Source organism: Herbaspirillum rubrisubalbicans, from assembly GCF_003719195.1.
GTDB classification, from domain to species: domain Bacteria; phylum Pseudomonadota; class Gammaproteobacteria; order Burkholderiales; family Burkholderiaceae_D; genus Herbaspirillum; species Herbaspirillum rubrisubalbicans.
Genome location: NZ_CP024996.1, coordinates 1,588,471 through 1,605,270, shown reverse-complemented (window position 1 = coordinate 1,605,270; position 16,800 = coordinate 1,588,471). Strand labels below are relative to the sequence as shown.

17 protein-coding genes are annotated in these 16,800 nt (G+C 64.0%); all 17 read right to left on the bottom strand.

Annotation, left to right across the window (positions count from 1 at the left end):
• Positions 1–168 precede the first annotated feature (168 nt).
• Positions 169–1,254 carry a porin gene (locus RC54_RS07100; protein ID WP_231739025.1) on the bottom strand — a complete coding sequence of 362 codons (1,086 nt, stop codon included), beginning with the start codon at positions 1,252–1,254 and terminating at the stop codon, positions 169–171.
• A gap of 251 nt (positions 1,255–1,505) precedes the next feature.
• On the bottom strand, positions 1,506–2,453 hold the full coding sequence (locus RC54_RS07095; protein ID WP_061789045.1) for a PDR/VanB family oxidoreductase: 948 nt from the start codon (positions 2,451–2,453) through the stop codon (positions 1,506–1,508).
• A 38-nt stretch (positions 2,454–2,491) separates the two neighbouring features.
• Positions 2,492–3,532 carry an aromatic ring-hydroxylating oxygenase subunit alpha gene (locus RC54_RS07090; protein WP_061789126.1) on the bottom strand — a complete coding sequence of 347 codons (1,041 nt, stop codon included), beginning with the start codon at positions 3,530–3,532 and terminating at the stop codon, positions 2,492–2,494.
• Between the two features lie 40 nt (positions 3,533–3,572).
• A complete protein-coding gene (locus RC54_RS07085) occupies positions 3,573–3,806 on the bottom strand; it encodes a recombinase-like helix-turn-helix domain-containing protein (RefSeq protein ID WP_017454967.1) in 234 nt (77 codons plus the stop codon).
• A 92-nt stretch (positions 3,807–3,898) separates the two neighbouring features.
• A complete protein-coding gene (locus RC54_RS07080) occupies positions 3,899–5,059 on the bottom strand; it encodes an FAD-dependent monooxygenase (protein ID WP_058894749.1) in 1,161 nt (386 codons plus the stop codon).
• Between the two features lie 34 nt (positions 5,060–5,093).
• Positions 5,094–6,065 carry a VOC family protein gene (locus tag RC54_RS07075; protein WP_061789044.1) on the bottom strand — a complete coding sequence of 324 codons (972 nt, stop codon included), beginning with the start codon at positions 6,063–6,065 and terminating at the stop codon, positions 5,094–5,096.
• A gap of 19 nt (positions 6,066–6,084) precedes the next feature.
• Complete coding sequence (locus tag RC54_RS07070; RefSeq protein WP_174526081.1) at positions 6,085–7,560, bottom strand: aldehyde dehydrogenase; 1,476 nt, start codon at positions 7,558–7,560, stop codon at positions 6,085–6,087.
• 25 nt (positions 7,561–7,585) lie between these two features.
• Entirely contained in the window at positions 7,586–8,386 is an 801-nt protein-coding gene (locus tag RC54_RS07065; RefSeq protein WP_017454067.1) for an aspartate dehydrogenase, read from the bottom strand.
• An 11-nt stretch (positions 8,387–8,397) separates the two neighbouring features.
• Positions 8,398–10,089, bottom strand: a complete 1,692-nt coding sequence (locus RC54_RS07060) for a thiamine pyrophosphate-binding protein (RefSeq protein ID WP_058894746.1) — start codon at positions 10,087–10,089, stop codon at positions 8,398–8,400.
• Positions 10,082–10,906, bottom strand: coding sequence for an SDR family oxidoreductase (locus RC54_RS07055; RefSeq protein ID WP_058894745.1), 825 nt, complete (start codon positions 10,904–10,906; stop codon positions 10,082–10,084). Before RC54_RS07055 ends, RC54_RS07060 begins: the two co-directional genes overlap by 8 nt.
• A gap of 1 nt (position 10,907) precedes the next feature.
• Positions 10,908–11,741 (bottom strand): IclR family transcriptional regulator, encoded by an 834-nt coding sequence (locus tag RC54_RS07050; protein WP_026052222.1) that lies wholly within the window; start codon positions 11,739–11,741, stop codon positions 10,908–10,910.
• 20 nt (positions 11,742–11,761) lie between these two features.
• Entirely contained in the window at positions 11,762–12,640 is an 879-nt protein-coding gene (locus RC54_RS07045) for an alpha/beta fold hydrolase (protein WP_061789042.1), read from the bottom strand.
• 9 nt (positions 12,641–12,649) lie between these two features.
• Complete coding sequence (locus RC54_RS07040) at positions 12,650–13,186, bottom strand: cupin domain-containing protein (protein ID WP_058894743.1); 537 nt, start codon at positions 13,184–13,186, stop codon at positions 12,650–12,652.
• Between the two features lie 57 nt (positions 13,187–13,243).
• Complete coding sequence (locus tag RC54_RS07035; protein WP_058894742.1) at positions 13,244–14,014, bottom strand: SDR family oxidoreductase; 771 nt, start codon at positions 14,012–14,014, stop codon at positions 13,244–13,246.
• Between the two features lie 41 nt (positions 14,015–14,055).
• Entirely contained in the window at positions 14,056–14,919 is an 864-nt protein-coding gene (locus RC54_RS07030; protein ID WP_058894741.1) for an ABC transporter permease, read from the bottom strand.
• Positions 14,920–14,921: 2 nt separating this feature from the next.
• Positions 14,922–15,917 carry an ABC transporter substrate-binding protein gene (locus RC54_RS07025; RefSeq protein ID WP_058894740.1) on the bottom strand — a complete coding sequence of 332 codons (996 nt, stop codon included), beginning with the start codon at positions 15,915–15,917 and terminating at the stop codon, positions 14,922–14,924.
• Between the two features lie 67 nt (positions 15,918–15,984).
• A complete protein-coding gene (locus tag RC54_RS07020; RefSeq protein ID WP_017454058.1) occupies positions 15,985–16,770 on the bottom strand; it encodes an ABC transporter ATP-binding protein in 786 nt (261 codons plus the stop codon).
• Positions 16,771–16,800: the final 30 nt, after the last annotated feature.

Sequence of the window (16,800 nt, the reverse complement as noted above, 5' to 3'; positions counted from 1 at the left end):
GGACGTTGCAGCGATGCCGTCCGACAATGAATTCGATCTGGATAAAAAAATGGCGGAGAAAGACCACTTCCCCGCCCAAGGCACTACGAAACACCGACCCGCTCCAGGGTCGCTGTCCGCAAGACCAGACTATGCACAGAAGGTGATGCCAGCCATCCGCAGATGGCCTTAGAACGAGTGATGCATACCGATGGTGGTGACCATCTGTCCGCGACCGCCGGAGACGCCGGTCGCACCCGACGCCCCGGTGCCATTCATGACTGCAAAACGGGCATCGCCGCCGGCCCGCTGGTAGGCCGCCTGTACATACCACTGGGTGCGCTTGGAAAATTCATGCACATGCGACAGGCTCAAGGTATTCCAGCGCGCCCCTTGCAGCTTGGAAAAACCATAGCCCAGGTTGATCGTATCGAGCGTCGCGTAGCGCCAGGCTGCGCCCAGATCCAGGTTCTTCTGCTTGGGGGTGGCGCCACTGGGCAGGGCCAGCTTGACCTGGGTATAGGCGGTGTTCAGGCGCACGCTGCCGATGGTGTAGCCCAAGCCGCCAGCGGTGGTGGTGAGGCTATTGAAGACCGTTCCTGCATTGCCTAGGCCGACGCTGGTGAGGAAGGTGCCGGCATAGCCTGCGGCGCGATTGTTCAGCTTGGAATAGGCCAGTGCAGCGCGCCATGGGCCATTGGTATAAGTGCCGCCAGCACTGATGTTGCGGCCATTGCTGCTGTCGCCGGCCACTTCGCCGAAGCCCACCATGACACTGCCCTGGAAGCCCCCCAGGGTCGGCGAGGTATAGCGCACCGCATTGTCGAACTGGTAGGTGTTGGCCAGGCTGTCCAGGTTACCCGGGTGGAACAGGTACCAGTTGGTGAGCTGGAAACCGTTGGAGAGCTTGCCCACGTAGTCGAACACCACGTCGGGCATGTGGCCCAGGGTCAGCGCACCGAAGTCGCCGGCCAGGCCGACGGTGCTGTAGCGGTTGAACAGCTTGGAAGCATTGGGGGTAGCACCGGTATCGGTGTAGAAGCCGGCTTCGAGCTGGAACACCGCCTTCAGATTGCCGCCCAGGTCTTCGCTGCCGCGAAAGCCGATGCGATCCGGCTGCATCGTGCCCTGGTCCAGGCGCGCCACCGATCCGCCATTGAGGTTGTTGATATAGGCTACGCCAGCATCGAGGCTGCCGTAGATGGTAACGCTGCTCTGCGCCAAGGCGCTCGCAGACAGGCAGGATGCCGCTGCGGCCATCATTAACTTCTTCATCAAACTCCCCTTCAACGAATAAAGTCCAACACGCGGCCAGGCCGCATTGACTCACTGCTCCCCTGTGCCCCGTGCGCAGGAAAGGTGATTTCTGCCGGCCACCCCGCCACCGCATGGTCGGTGGGGGACTGGCCGGGTGGCCCGGGATTCGGCGATATTCGTTTCACCTATGAATCGTCGTTCCACAAATTTCATCGGGCTCAAAAAAATGCCCGCTGCCTGGGCAGGGGCATGGTCGTGCGCCCGTGTGACTAGAGATCCAGTACCAGGCGCGCACCCTTGCAACCGGATACGCACACCATCATGGTCTTACCGGCCGCGCGCTCGGCCTTGCTGAGCACACCGTCGCGGTGCTCCAGCTCACCTTCCAGCACCTTGGTTTCACAAGCGCCGCATACCCCTTCGCGGCAGCTATGCTCGACTTCGATGCCGGCGTCGAGCAAGGCATCCAGCAGCGACTTGCCGGCCGGCACAGTGACGCTGGCCTTGCTGCGCGCCAGTTCGGCCACGTAGCTGCCACTGGGCAGCGCTGCCAGTTTGTCTGCGGCAAAGCGTTCGATGTGGACATGGGGCAGGTCCAGTTCTTCACACAGGCTTTCGAAGGCATTGAGCATGGGTGTCGGGCCGCAGCAATAGAAATGCGCCTGCTGCGGATAGGCCGAGAGCACGGCGCGCAAGTCCGGCGCGCACCCGGCTTCATCATCGAAATGACTGGACACCCCTGGCTGCCCCAGCAACTGACGGGTGAAGGCCGCTTCCCGGCGCGAGCGGGCACAGTAATGCAGCACCACTTCCTTGCCCTGGGCGCGCAGGTGGTGGTACATGCAGGAGATCGGGGTAATGCCGATCCCGCCCGCGATCAGTACCGACAAGGGCGCCGCTTCATCCAGCGGAAAATGGTTGCGCGGCGCCGAAATGCTGAGCGTGGCACCGACCCGCAACTGCTCATGCACATAGCGCGAACCGCCCCGGCTGCTGCGATCGTGCAACACGCCCACCACATAGCGATGCCGCTCGGTGGGGGAATTAGACAGGGAATAACTGCGCACCAGGCCATTGCCCAGGTGCAGGTCGATATGCGCGCCGGCCTCGAAAGGCGGCAACTCGCCCTCCTCGGGCAGGCCCAGTTCAACGCTGATGACGCCTTGCGCTTCAAAGCGCATGGCCTGCACACGCACGGAAAGAAGAGGACTGCTCATGACTGCATCACCATCCCATCAGATTTGTTCAAACAAGTTCATGCGGCGGCCTTGGCTGCCGCCCGTTCTTCTTGGCGCGCCAGTTGCGCCTTGGCCAATCCGCGCAGGTGGCGTCGCAGGCGCACGATGCCCATGTCGTGCTGGTACAGCATTTCGCGCTGGTTGGCGTCGGGCTCCATCAATTCCAGTACCACGCGGTCTTGCTCCAGCACATTCCAGTGGCGCGCTTCCAGGCGGTTGCGATACAGGAAGCGCCAGGTATCGCGCTGCCAGCCGGTCAGCTTGCGGCAGCGCCAGTGGAATACCGCGGCGATGTTTTCCACGATGGGGGTGTAGCTGCCGATGATGACGAAGCTGCCGCCAGGGCCACCCGTCTTGGGATAGGGAATGGCCAGGCGCATCCAGTGCAGACCGGTATCGCCCCATTCGGTCCAGTCGAAGTTGACGTCGCGCTGGCCTTCTTTTTCGAAGACGAAGCCGATGTCGGTCTCGCGGATGCCGAAACTGGCCGTGTTGTCGCCCTCGGCCATGGAGTGCGATTGCTTGTGCAGGAAGGTGCCGTGCATGGGATCCATCACGTTGTCGAGCACGTAGCGATAGTCGCCCTTCCATTCGGTGTAGCACAGGAAGTGGGAATACTCGGGGCTGGTCAATTCTTCCGGCAGGCGCAGCGGTGGTGGCGTGTCAACGTCTTCCAGGCTGTTGTAGAGGAAGATGGCACCAGCCGCTTCGGTGACGTGAAAGCGGCGCGTGGCCTTGGCTCCTTCCAGCTTGCAGCCGGGGCTGCCGGGCACGCTGGTGACCACGCCGTCGAAGCGCACCTGCACGCCGTGATAGCCACAGGCGATGCGATCGCCCATGGGGATGCCCATGGACAGGGGCGCGCCACGGTGCGGGCAGTGGTCTTCCAGCGCGTGCAACTGCCCCGAGGGCTCGCGCCAGAACACGAATTTCTTGCCCAGGCGACGCAGCGAGACCGGCTTTTCAGCCACGAACTCGGAGGGGCAGATCGGGTACCACAAGTCTTTCAGGCCGACGGCAAGGACGGCATCGACGGCATCATGGGCGGCAGTTCTCATTTCGGTCATCTCCTGTAGGGGCGTGGCTTGGCGCTGCGGATCAGGCAGCCAGGCGCGCAATCTCTTGCTGGTAGTTGTCTTCGGTCCAGACGCCATCGTTGTAGGGGCAGCTGGGGCCGGTGCGATTGAGATGCGCCACCAGTGCGCTCAATTCGTGGATGCCAGCGGCATAGGCGCGCTCGATGGCGTCGCCCAGCAGGTCTTCGAACTGAGTGGGCGCCCGGCGACGCGCCTGGTGCGGGTTGAGATAGACATCGGTAACAGTTGCAACCATCATTGGCCTCCATTGTTGATGCGCTCGCCGATACGCTCGCGCAGGGGAACAAAATCGTGGTTCTGACGCGGGTCCTGCCTGAGCAGACAGGCTCACGCAGAAACAGCTTGGACGGTGCACGAGGCATCCAGCGGCGTGCTCCAGGCGTCATAGCCATAGACCCAGTCGGCATTGCCGCCTGCGCGCAGCCAGTTGTTGCCGCGTGAACCGATCTGGATCGTCGAGGCGCGCTCCATGCGCAATTGCTCATAGGTATGCAGGCAAGCTGCCACCTGCTCCAGCGCCGTCGCCCTGGCCAGGCACCGCGCCAGCACGACCGCATCCTCGATGGCCATGCCGGCTCCCTGTGCCATGAAGGGCATCATCGGATGGCAGGCATCGCCCAGCAGCGCCATGTTGCCGCGCGCCCAGGCCGGCAGCGGGTCACGTTCGTAGAGCGCGGTCTTCAACACTTCATCGCAGGCGTCCAGCAAGGCCGTGGCATCGGGGTGGTAACCGGCGTAACTCTCGCGCAGCTCCTCTACATTGCCTGGAGTGGTCCAGGATTCCAGGTGCCAACTCTCCTGCGCGGTAGTGGCAAAGATGAAGATGTCCTGGCCGCGATTCAAAGGGAAGGTGACGATCTGGCTTTGCGGATTGGGGCCCCACCACTTGGTGAAGGCCTGCAGGTTGGGCAGGGACGCTACCTTGGCGGCCGGCACCACGGCACGGAAAGCGACCACACCGGTAAAGCGCGGACGTTCCGCACCGAACATCGCAGTGCGCACGGCCGAGTGGATGCCATCCCCGCCAATGAGCACATCCACACGCTCACGGCTGCCATCGGCAAAGTGCAGGTGGAGACCATCGCCCTGCTCGCTGATCTGCTCGGCGCGCTTGGCAAAGCGCACCTGCTCCAGCGGGAATACCTCGGCCAGCGCCGCCAGCAGATCGGCGCGGTGGATAGTCAGTTGCGGTGCGCCGTATTTCTGTTCAGCGGTATCGCCCATGGCCAGGCGCGAGGTTTCTTCGCCGGTGTTCCAGGTGCGGCTGATGCGATGGGTGGGCCGCGCCGCAGTACGCCGCACGGCCTCACCGATACCCAGGCCATCGAGCGCACGCACGGCATTGGGGGTGAGGTTGATGTCGGCGCCCACGCGCAGGAATTGCCGGGACTGCTCATACACCACCACCTCATGACCGGCCCGCTGCAAGGCAATGGCGGCGGTCAGGCCACCGATGCCGGCGCCCAGGATTGCGATCTTGAAGGACATCTGGATTTCCTTTCTTGAAATGACTGCCGACCTGCTATTTGTCCGCCGCGGCGCGGTCGGTGAGGAACTTGCCGCTGGGGCCCTGGGCATTTTTCTGACGGCGCGTATGGCCGTCGATACCGCCGTCGATGGCCCATTCGGCAAATACCGTCGGGCCGGGTTCGAATTCGCGCGGCTCCCACTGGGCATCGAGCTGGTCTTCGTCGGCGTAGTATTCGATCAGGCCGCCGGCGGGATTCTTGAAGTACCAGAAGTAGGCCGAGGAAATCGGATGGCGGCCCGGACCCAGTTGCGTCTCCCAACCCTGGCGCGACATATGCATTCCGCCACCGAAGACTTCATGGATATCGCGCACGGTGAAGGCCACGTGGTTCAGGCCGGCACGTGCCTGCGGCAGTTGCAGCAGGAAAATGTCGTGATGGCCGCCGACGTCGGCACAGCGCAGGAAGGCGCCGCGCTGCGGATAACGGTCCGAAGGCACGAAGCCGAAATGCTCGCAATAGAACTTTTCACAAGCCTTCACATCCTTGACGAAGAACACCACATGCCCCACTTCGATGGGGGTGGCACGCTCATAGATAGGACTGCGCTGGTTGATGCGATTTTTCTCGTTCCAGGTATTCATACGCGCGCATTCCAGTGTCACCTCACGCTTGAGCGAGACCTGGAAGCGCACCGCCAACCCGTTGGGATCGCGACACCCCACGCGCTTGCCGTCATTGACGAAGCCCGGCAGGCCGGCGATGCGGCTGGCGAACTTGTCCAGCACGGCTGGCGAAGCAACGCCCCACACCACTTCGCGCAGCGTCGGCCCCTCTTCGATAGCCGCCGGCAAGCGGGGGTCGGCGCTGTCGCGCACGATCACGCGGCAAGCGTTCTGCGATTCGAAGACCAGTTCGGTGGCGCTTTCCTGCACCAGCGCCATCCCCCAGTCGAGGAAGAAGCGGCGGCAGGTCGGCAAGTCGTCTGCGCCGTAGATGATTTCGTCGATTCCCAATACGTCCATGTTGTGCTCTCCTCCGTGTTCAGCCAGCCCAGGGCAGCGGCTGTTGGTTCAGGCCCCAGTACATGGCCTTCTGCTCCATGTATTGCAGGATGCCCAGCCGCCCCTTCTCGCGTCCCAGACCACTGTCGCGCCAGCCGCCGAAGGGCGTCGAGATCGAGAATTGCTTGTAGGTGTTGATCCAGACATTGCCCGCCTGCACCGCCCGGCCGATGCGCCAGGCACGCTTGTAGTCGCGCGTCCAGATACCGGCGGCCAACGCGTAGACGCTGTCATTGGCTTGCGCGATCAGGTCGTCTTCATCGTCGAACGGCATGGCCACCAACACCGGGCCGAAGATTTCTTCCTGGCAGATGCGCTGCTGGTTGCTCACCCCTTCGATGATGGTGGGCGTGTAGTAGTAACCGCGTTCGAACTGCGCCCCCTGGGGACGCACGCCACCGGTACGGATACGTCCCCCCTCGGCCACGCCCAGTTCGACGTAGCGCTCGATGCCTTGGCGATGGCGTGCCGTGATCAGCGGCCCCATCTGCGTGCGCGCATCGGCCGGATCGCCCACGCGCAAGGCGGCGGCAGCCGCAGCCAGGCGCTCCATGAAGCCATCGTAGAGCGTGCGTGCCACGAACAGGCGCGAACCGGCGATGCAGGATTCACCGGAACTGCTGAAGATCCCGTAGAGCACACCGGCCACCGCGTGATCCACATCGGCATCCTCGAACACCATGGTGGGCGACTTGCCGCCCAGTTCCAGCGAGACCGGCATCATCTTGTCGGCGGCGATATGGGCAATGTGCTTGCCGGTGGTGGTGCCACCGGTAAAGGAGACGCGCTTGACCAGCGGATGCCGCGTAATGGCATCGCCAATCACCGAGCCCTTGCCCGGCAATACGCTGATCATGCCCGCCGGCACTCCGGCCTCGATGCAGATGCGCGCCAGTTCCAGGGCCGCCAGTGGCGTCACTTCTGCCGGCTTGACCACCACCGCATTGCCGGCGGCCAGGGCCGGGGCCATCTTCTGTGCCTCGCTGGCAATGGGCGAATTCCAGGGCGTGATGGCGGCCACCACGCCCATGGGCTCATACAGGCTCATGGTGAGATTGTCGCCGCGCATCGGTGTGAGCGTTTCTTCCAGCGTCTCGCAGGCGGCGGCGAAGAACTGGAAGGTGGCTGCGGCACTGGCGACCAGGGCCCGCGTTTCGCTGATCGGCTTGCCATTGTCCAGGCGCTGCATCTGTGCCAGCGCTTCGCTGCGTTCGCGGATCAGTTGCGCCACGCGATAGAGCACGGCGGCGCGTTCATGCGCTTTCTTGTGCGCCCAGCCGCTGCTGCGAAAGGCCAGGTCGGCGCCGGCGATGGCTTCTTCCACATCGGCCACGCTGGCGGCATGGAGCGTAGCGACCACTTCACCGGTAGCGGGATAGTGGGTGGCGTAGAGTTCACCACTGCCCAGGCACCATTGGCCGGCGATGCAGATGGGCAGTATTTCCTTGAGGTTCATCATGGTGGGCCTATCCTTGCAATGCTCAGATCGACAGCGCATGGGCACGATTGCCCAGGGCGCGCACGACGCTATAGACGGTCAGCGCCGAGGTCTTGGGGTTGGCCGCCAGGGGCTTACCGCGCATGGTCAGTTCGAAGCCGCCGAAGGCGCCGCGCGCCTCCACGTGGTGGACGTTCTCGCTCACGCCGGGGTCGGCATACAGGCGCACGCGGGTGTCATCCAGGCCCAGACCGGCCAGCGACAGGGTGGCGGCGACATTGGCGTTCTTCGGATAGAGGCGCGCAGCCTCGCGAGCGCTGCCTTCAAAAATCATGGCGGCCTGGGTCAGACCATCCAGGTCAACCACGCTCTCGGCCGGGGTCTCTTTCCAGGCCTGCGGTGGTTTGCGGCCGGTATAGACCACCGAGTCCAGGCCGCCGACCTTGGCCGCGGCCAATGCATCGATGGCGCCGATGGCACCCGAAAGTAGTTGCACCTGGGTGTGGCCGGTGCGGGCGGCGGCTTCCAGCTGCTCCACCAGACCAGGCTCGGACAAGGCACCGATGGACACCACCATGCAGGCAATGCCTCGCTGCAGCGCTGGAATGATGTGTTCGCCGATGGCCTGGTGACCTGCGCATTCGATCAACAGATCGGGCCGCTCCTCGCCCAGCCGCGATACCACCCGCGCCGCAGGCGCCAGCGTGGAAACAGCACTGCGAGCACGCTCCATGTGCGCCTCGGGCACCACCACCAGGTCGAAGGCGACCTCGGGATCGCTTTTCAAAATCTCCATGACGCCCAGGCCGATGGCCCCGCATCCGATCATCGATACGTGCAACATGCGCTGGCTCCTCAGACAGTGGCAGCAGTGGCAGCGACCGGTTCCTTATCATTGACCGGCGGACCGGCAAAGGCGGTCTTGAAGCTGCCGATGGCCAGCATGTCGATCTCCAGCAGGAAAGGCCCCTGCTGCGAAAGTGCCTCATCCAGGCCCGCAGCCACTTGGGATAGGTCGCCCACGCGCTTGTGGCGCAACTTGAGGGCTGCAGACAGTGCGGCATAATCGGGCGTATGCAGGTCCACGTAATGACGGCGTCCGCCGTATTGCGCATCCTGGATGTTCTTGATGACGCCATAACCCTGATCATTCATCAGCACGATCACCATGTCGGCCTGCTCCTGCACCGCCGTGGCCAATTCGCCCAGGTTGAGGATGAAGCCGCCGTCGCCGGCCAGGGTGAAGGTCTTCTTGCCCGACTGTGTGACAGCCGCGCCGATGGCCGCGCCGATGCCCATGGCCAGGCCCTGCCCGATGCCACCACCCAGCGCATGAACGCCGGCGCGCGGATCGAAGATGCGCAGGTAGCGGTTGCCCCAGGTACTGTTGGAGACGGTCACGTCGCGCACCCAGTTGAACTGGCGTCCCGCAGCCTGCTGCAATTGTTCCACCAGGGTGCCGTAGGGGCCGAGGCCATCGAGCAAGCCATGCACGGCGCTCTCGCGCGCCTGCTTCAGGTCGGCCATGAAGGCGGGATCGACCTGCAACGCCGCCAGGCGATCGGCCAGGCCACCCAACACCAGGGCCGAATCGCCGCAGACGAAATAGTCGCTGGTATAGCAGCGGCCTTCGGCCGCCGGATCGGCATCGACCCGGTACAGCGGACGCGGCAGCTTCAGTTCGTACTTCAGGGTTTCATTGCCGCGCAGGCGCGAGCCGACCACCAGCATGGCATCGCAGCTTTGATAGAAATTCTCGACCGGCTTGTGCAGGTTGAAGGCACCCAGCGAGCGCGCATCATCCTCCGGCACGATGCCCCGGCCCTGGGTGCTGGTGACTACGCCAAAGCCCAGCGCCAGCAAGCGCTGCACCTGCGGCCCGGCATGACGCGCCCCGCCGCCCAGCCACAGCAGCGGACGCCGGGCCTTCAGGAGGCGCTCGGCCAGTTCATCCAGGGCTCGTGCCGAGGGCAGGCTGGGCGGAATGGCCAGCGGCTGCAAATTGGTCGGCATGGAAATCATGGCGGCCTGGATGTCGATGGGGATTTCCACCGAGACCGGCCCCATCGGCGGCGTCAGTGCAGTCTGCACGGCCAGCTTGATGGTGCTGATGGCGGTCTCCACGCTACGGATGCGGAAGGCCGCCTTGGAGATCGCCTTGAGCATACTCAACTGGTCCGGCGCTTCGTGGATGTAGGCCAGGCTCTGGTCCAGGTAAGGAGTTTCGATCTGCCCGGTCAGGTGCAGCAGCGGAGTGCCGGCCGTCAGGGCTTCTACCATTGCACCGGCGGCATTGCCGGCAGCCGTGCCGGTGGAGGTCAGGCATACGCCCAGGCCACCGGTGGTACGCGCATAGGCATCGGCCATGTTGGCCCCGCCGGCCTCGCCACGCGCCGGGATGAAACGGATCTTGCCGCGCTCGCCGAAGGCGTCCAGGATGGGCATGTTGTGGATCGAGATCACACCGAAGGCAGCCTTCACGCCGCACTGTTCGAGGAAAGCCGCAATGGCGCAGCCGACGGTGACTTGGGGGTTGGTATTAGGCATGACGGGAAAGTCCTCCTGAAACATCGATATGGCTGCCTGTGGTGTACGAGGAAAGCGGCGAGGCGAGAAACACGATGGCCTGTGCGGCTTCGCGGGGAAGGCCGAGACGGCCGAGTTGGATATGCTTTTTTTCCGCCAGCGCCGCGCTCCATTGCGCCCAGGTCTGGTCCTGCAATGCTTCATCGCGTGCGGCATAGCGACGGCGCCATTGGCCCGACTCCACCAGACCGATCAGGATGCCGTTGACGCGCACGCAGGCCCTGGGGCCGGTGGCCAGTTCGGTCGCCAGCGAACGCACCAGGTTGTGGACCCCGGCCCGGGCGGCCGAGGTCGCCACCATATGCGGCTCGGGTTGCGTGGCCAGCAGCGAATTGACGCAGACGATGGCCGCATCGCCATGACGGGCGCTCATGGCCTGCAGTTGCGGCAGGAAGGCGCGGGTCGGGTAGATCACCGAAAAGAATTTGAGGTGCAGCTCTTCGCTCCAGGCATCGTCGCTGGTATCGGCAAAGGTCGACACGCGCCCTTGACCGGCGTTGTTGACCAGTATCGACACCGGACCGAGGGTATTTTCCACCGCGTTCGCAAAGGCTTGCACCTGCTGCTGGGCCAGTACGTCGCAAGGCGCGCTGTACAGGCTGGCGCGCGGGTAACGCTGGCGCAAAGCTGCTTCGGCCTCTTTCAGGCGCGCACTATCGCGGCCGCAGAAGGCCACGGCAGCGCCGGCTTCGAGCAACAGCTCGACGCTGGCCAAGCCAATGCCGGAGGAACCGCCGGTCACCACCGCCACCTTGCCCTGGAGCGAAGTCATGGCCATCTCAGCCCCGCCACATGTTGACCACCTTGGCGCCACGTTCGGGGGCGTGGTCCAGCAGGCGGGACAGTTCGGCCGCGGTCTCGCGCACACGCGCCACGATCACGTCGAGCTGGCTGGCATCGATGTGCGGCGAAGGGATCGTCGCCCCCAGCGCAGCCACCACCAGGCCGGAGTGATCGCGCACCGGCGCGGCCACGGTGGAGATGCTGGTTTCGAAGAAACCTTCCTGCAACACGAAGCCGCGCTCCTTGTCGGCCTGCACCATGTCGAACAGTTCGACCACGGTCTTGGGGGTATTGCTGGAGAAGACTTCCAGGTGCTGTTCGGGATACAGCGCGCGCAGTTGCGGCAGGCTCAGGTCTTCCAGCAGCACGCGGCCCAGCACGGTGGCGTGCGCCGGCAGGCGGGTGCCGACGTTGACGTGGCTGGTGAAGGCGGTCTGGGTGACCGACTTGGCGACATAGACGATGGAGCGGCCATCGCGTACCACCAGATTGCAGGAATAGCCGATCTCATCGCGCAGGCGGTCCAGCAGCGGACGGCCGATCTCGGTCAATTCCAGCGAAGCCAGGTATTCGAAGCCCAGGCGCAACACCGACATGCCCAGGCGGTAGTCACGTCCGCCATCGGCACGCTCGACGAAGCCCATGCGTTCCAGCGTGGCCAGCAGGCGAAACACGGTGGAGCGCGGGATATCCAGGCGACGCGCCAGTTCAGGGGCCGACAGCGTCTTGTCCTGACGGCTGAATTCGCACAGCAGGCGCAGGCCACGTTCCAGGCCGGGGACGGAATACTTGTCTTGCGATTCTTCTTCTGGCATCACAGGTTTGCTCATGATCTTGTCGATTATCTGTTTTAGTAGGTTGAGGTGAGTTGCGCGCGCACCAGCGCGGCAAATTGCGACGGCTGCTCGATATAGCTGGCATGGCCGGCGGCGTGCACCTTATGAAAGAAAAGTCCAAATTGCCGGGCCAGCGCTTCACTGGCCTGGGGGGTGGTGACGATATCTTCCGCGCCGCAGGCCACCGACAGTCCCCGCCGTGGCGCTGCGTTCAGATAGAGCTCGATATCGTCGCCGCACAACAATTGCACGGCCTGGGTGTAACCGGCCGCATCCAGCCATTGCATGTTCCAGCGCACCCAGGCGTGCTGCTCGGCGTCGGCATGGTCCGACAGCAGGCGCGTAGGTTGCTGCGCCAGGCCAGGGATACCCAGCCGGTGCAGTGCCCCCAGGCGCTCATCGCGTACCTGCTGCGCCCGCTGTTGCTTGCCGGGTGCACCGTAACCCAGGGCCGGATCGGCCAGCAGGGTGCTGCGCGCACGCCCATCGCCGCAGGCCAGATAAGCGGCGGCCATCAAGGCCCCCAGCGAATGACCGACCAGCACGCATTGCTCGATCTCCAAGGCTTGCAGCATCTGCTGCAAGCGCAGTGCATAGTCGCTGGCCTTGGGCACGCTCATGGGCAGTGGCGTGGAATGTCCATAGCCCGGCGCATTCCAGGCGATCACCCGGGCGCAGGAGGCCAGCTCCAAGGCGCAGCGCAGCCAAGAGGCGGCGCCCGAACTGATGCCATGCAAGAGCACCACCACCGGCCCGCTGCCGCAACTGCGATAGCTGATCTGGCCGCCCGGCAGGGCAACGCTACGCTGGGCAAAGCGGCCTTCGAGCAGCGCCAGCGGCGCGTGCAGGAGTTGCTCGTCGTTGACCGAAACGATGGGGTTCATGGCAGGCATGTCCGCAGATCAGCGCTTGATGGAGGCCAGCGGATGCTCTGGCGGATAGGTCGGCGTGATGGGCTTCTTGGAACCTAGCATCACGCACATGAGCGCATCTTCATCGCCGATGTTGATTTCCTCGCGATAGACGCCAGGCGGCACCGAGACCACGTCACGATCGGTGAGGATGGTTTCGAAACGCTCGCCATCCTTTTCCAGGACCAGCTTGAGCTTGCCGCGCAGGACGAAGAACACTTCTTCCACATCCACGTGCAGGTGCGAAGGGCCTTCGTGACCCGCCGGGATGATCATGGTCGAGAAGGTGAAGTGCTCGGAGGGAATCACGTTGGCATCATGCGCCACGCCCGTGCCACCGGTGCCGATGTAGCGCATCTGGGCGCGCCGGTACTTGGGGTCGTAGTCGGCCTGAAACTTCAGGGCGTTCCAGTCGTACTTGCGGGTAGACAGGCGCGCCACGCGCGACTCCATCCAGTCGGCAAAACTGGCACCGGCCGGCCGGTCCCAGCTGCGGCCCATGTTTTCCTGTGCGGACATATCGGTCATGCTGTTCTCCTTGAATTGATCGGTTCGGATGAATTGCTTCGGGTTGATGAGATGGCTTCAATGCATCACGAAGCCACCATTGACCGCCATCACCTGCCCGGTGAAGAAGCGCGCCAGGTCCGACAGGGCGAACACCACCGCGCCGCAGACATCCTCGGGCAGTTGGTCACGCCGGATGGCGCGACCGTCGAGATAGTGCTGGTGCCGCGCCTGCGGCACGTACTGGGTGGCTTCCACCAGCGTCAGGCCAGGGGCCACGGCATTGACCGTGATGTTGTCGGCCCCCAGTTCGCGCGCCAGCGAGCGGGTCATGCCGATGACCGCGCTCTTGCTGGCCACGTAGGCCAGCAGATTGGGCGCGCCCCACAACGGGGTATCCGAGGACAGGTTCACCACCGCGCCGCGACCTGATGCACGCAGCGCCGGCAGGCAGGCATTGGTCATGAGCCAGGTGCCGCGCACGTTGACGTCCATGACGCGGTCCCACATCTCCAGCTCCAGCTGCTCGCTGCTCTTGCCCCCGGAATTGGTGATGGCGGCATTGTTGACAAGGCCATCGAGCCCGCCCAGCCATTGCGTGGCCGCAGCCGCAGCGATGCGTACCGAGGCCGGATCTGCCAGGTCCAGCGCAAAGCCCTGCACCTTCATGCCCGCTTGCTGCAGGCGCGCGACCGCAGAGGCCAGTTCTTCCTGCAGGATGTCGGCCATGGCCACACTGGCCCCGGCGGCGGCGATGGCTTGCACGAACGCCAGACCGAGGCCGCGTGCCGCGCCGGTGACCAGGATGCGTCGTCCCGCCAAAAGAGTCGCCGTGCTTGCTGCTGACATGTGCTTGCTCCTGTTGCTTGCAGAGGAAAGTGCGAGGGCCATCAAACGGTACTGGTGACGGCGCGCGGCAGGTAGTGCAGCACCTTGCGTTCGGCCCATACCACCATGCCGTAGGTGACTACGCCGATCAGGGTCAGCGCCACGATGGAAACGAACACCGCCGCGGTATTGCCCTGCCCTTCGCCATCCACCAGCAGGTAGCCCAGGCCCTGGTTGCCACCCACCAGCTCGCCCACGGTCACGCCGATGACCGACAGCGTGGAGGCGATGCGCAGGCCCGAGAACAAGGCCGGCAAGGCCGAACGGAACTCGACCAAGTGGAAGATCTGCCAGCGCCCGGCATTCAAGGTCCGCACCAGGTTGACCATGTCCGGGTCCACGGTGCGGATCGCCGAGAGCACGTTGATCATGATGGGGAAGAACACGATCAGCACCGCCACGATGATCTTGGGATAGATGGTGTAGCCCAGCCACATCACGAACAACGGCGCAAAGGCCACCTTGGGAGCGATCTGCAAGGCCAGGATGTAGGGCGAGAGCATGGCCTCGGCGCGCGGCGACAAGCCCAGCGCCACGCCTACCGCCAGGCCCAGCAAGGCCCCGAAGAAAAAGCCCAGCACCACTTCCATGGCGGTGATGCCGAAGTGCTGCAGCAACTGCGCGTTGTTCCACATCACCACGCCTTCACGCAGCACCTGCATGAAGTTGGGCAGGATGTATTCCGGCAAGCCCAACAGGCCCGGCCCCCATTGCCAGGCGGCGAGGAACAGCAGCAGCAGCAACAGGCTGCCGCACACGGTGCGGGCCTTTTCGCTGAGGGCAGGACGGCGCACTGCAGCGACCGCAGCAGTACTGATTGGCTCGGGACTGGACATGCTCAGGTCTTTGGCTGTGGTGGTATTCATGATTACTTGGCCACTCCCACGAACTGGTTGGTGAAGAGCTCATTGACCGGGGTGGCCTTGGCGACGATGCCTTCGCTCACGTAGAACTTCTGCACCGCCTCCATGCGCGCCGCATCGATCTGGCCCAGGGTCTTCTGGTTGGCATAGACGTATTTGTTGTACATCTCGAAGGTGGCCTGGATGCTGGCTTCCTTGCCCTTGTAGCTGGGCAAGGCGGCGACGTAGTCATCGGCGGCCGCCTTGGGATCCTTCATGATGTCCTGCATCCCGCGCAGGGTGGCGCGCACCAGGCGCTTCAACAGTTCAGGGTTCTTCTTGATGGTGTCGTCCGAGGCCAGGATGGCTTGCGCCATGCTCTTGAAACCGCCGTTGTCCAGCAGTTCCAGCTTGGCGCCGGCGTCGCTGGCATTGACCACCCAATCGGGTACGCCCGCGAAGGCCTGCGACTTGCCGGAGGTGTACAACTGCCACACACCCGCCGGCCCGGCGGCCTGGATCTGCAGGTCGGTCCTGGACAGGCCGGCCGTCTTCAGGCTGCCCAGGAAGGCGTAGTAGGTGGTGTCGGTATAGGACATGACGGTGACGGTCTTGCCCTTCAAATCCTTGAGGCTCTTGATGCCATCGGCCGGGTTGGCCGCGACCATGGTCACCGAACCCGCCCCCAGCACCGCGATGGCCTTGACCGGAATACCGTTGGCCCGCACCACGATGGGCGTGTCGCCGATGGCGCCGCCGATGACCGCATTGCCGGCGCCGATCTGCTTGGCCACGTCCACGCCCCCCTTGGCGACGATGAAACTGACCTTCAGGTTTTCATCGGCGTAGTAACCCTTGTGCTGGGCCAGCACCCAAGGCGCAAACGCCGGCGCATTGGGCGGCGCCGGCAGCAGGTAGGTCACTTCTTCCGGCGCGGCATGGGCGATAACGGGGGCGACGGCCGCGCCCAGCGCGGCCACCAGGGCCAGGGTACTAGCGACGGATGCGAACGGATTCTTCATGTTTCTGACTCTCCCTTGGGGTCTCTCTGTTGACGGGGTGAAGCTAGGGTGAAGATGCAGCATGGGATCAGTGCAGCTCGGCGGTTTCCTTGCCCACCTTGAGCAACTCCATCAGGCGCCCCTGCAGCGGGCCGATCTCGGGCAGCTTGCGGCGCTCAAGCGGATTGTCCCGGTGCGGCAGCTTGACTTCGATTTCCTCGACGATGGTGCCGGGGCGCTCGCTCATGACCAGCAGGCGATCCGACAAGGCAATCGCTTCCACCAGATCGTGGGTGATGAAGAGCGCGGTCTTCTGCTTTTCGTAGAGCATCTTGGCCAGGTCTTGCTGCAGCACCATCTTGGTCTGCGCATCCAGGGCCGAAAATGGTTCGTCCAGCAGCAGCACCTGCGGGTCCACCGCCAGCGTGCGCGCCAGCGCGGCACGTTGGCGCATCCCGCCGGAGAGCTGGTAGGGATAGTGTTCTTCGAAGCCCTTGAGGTGACACTTGGCCAGCAGTTCATCGGCGATGCGGCAGCGCTCGGCTTGGCCCATCCCATCGATTTCCAGGCCCAGGGTGACGTTGGCGCGGATATTGCGCCAAGGCATGAGCAAGTCCTTCTGCAGCATGAACGCCACCTTGCGTACCGGCTTGGTCACCTTCTCGCCACCGACGAAAACTTCACCTTCGCTGGGCAGATAAAGACCGGCGCCCATGTTGAGCAAGGTGCTCTTGCCGCACCCCGAGGGACCGATGATGGACACCACCTCGCCGCTCTTGATGGACAGGTTGACGTTGCTCACAGCGGCACGTGCTTGCGCCGTCTGGCGATCGACAAAGCTTTTGCCGACCTTGCGGAATTCGATTTCGATCATGTTGCCTCTGCTGATTACGTAAGCGCGGTA

Coding starts and splice junctions, on each gene's coding strand:
- RC54_RS07100 (WP_231739025.1), bottom strand. CDS start 1,254: ATGAAGAAGTTAATGATGGCCGCAGCGGCATCCTGCCTGTCTGCGAGC.
- RC54_RS07095 (WP_061789045.1), bottom strand. CDS start 2,453: ATGAGCAGTCCTCTTCTTTCCGTGCGTGTGCAGGCCATGCGCTTTGAA.
- RC54_RS07090 (WP_061789126.1), bottom strand. CDS start 3,532: ATGAGAACTGCCGCCCATGATGCCGTCGATGCCGTCCTTGCCGTCGGC.
- RC54_RS07085 (WP_017454967.1), bottom strand. CDS start 3,806: ATGGTTGCAACTGTTACCGATGTCTATCTCAACCCGCACCAGGCGCGT.
- RC54_RS07080 (WP_058894749.1), bottom strand. CDS start 5,059: ATGTCCTTCAAGATCGCAATCCTGGGCGCCGGCATCGGTGGCCTGACC.
- RC54_RS07075 (WP_061789044.1), bottom strand. CDS start 6,065: ATGGACGTATTGGGAATCGACGAAATCATCTACGGCGCAGACGACTTG.
- RC54_RS07070 (WP_174526081.1), bottom strand. CDS start 7,560: ATGAACCTCAAGGAAATACTGCCCATCTGCATCGCCGGCCAATGGTGC.
- RC54_RS07065 (WP_017454067.1), bottom strand. CDS start 8,386: ATGTTGCACGTATCGATGATCGGATGCGGGGCCATCGGCCTGGGCGTC.
- RC54_RS07060 (WP_058894746.1), bottom strand. CDS start 10,089: ATGCCTAATACCAACCCCCAAGTCACCGTCGGCTGCGCCATTGCGGCT.
- RC54_RS07055 (WP_058894745.1), bottom strand. CDS start 10,906: ATGGCCATGACTTCGCTCCAGGGCAAGGTGGCGGTGGTGACCGGCGGT.
- RC54_RS07050 (WP_026052222.1), bottom strand. CDS start 11,741: ATGAGCAAACCTGTGATGCCAGAAGAAGAATCGCAAGACAAGTATTCC.
- RC54_RS07045 (WP_061789042.1), bottom strand. CDS start 12,640: ATGCCTGCCATGAACCCCATCGTTTCGGTCAACGACGAGCAACTCCTG.
- RC54_RS07040 (WP_058894743.1), bottom strand. CDS start 13,186: ATGACCGATATGTCCGCACAGGAAAACATGGGCCGCAGCTGGGACCGG.
- RC54_RS07035 (WP_058894742.1), bottom strand. CDS start 14,014: ATGTCAGCAGCAAGCACGGCGACTCTTTTGGCGGGACGACGCATCCTG.
- RC54_RS07030 (WP_058894741.1), bottom strand. CDS start 14,919: ATGAATACCACCACAGCCAAAGACCTGAGCATGTCCAGTCCCGAGCCA.
- RC54_RS07025 (WP_058894740.1), bottom strand. CDS start 15,917: ATGAAGAATCCGTTCGCATCCGTCGCTAGTACCCTGGCCCTGGTGGCC.
- RC54_RS07020 (WP_017454058.1), bottom strand. CDS start 16,770: ATGATCGAAATCGAATTCCGCAAGGTCGGCAAAAGCTTTGTCGATCGC.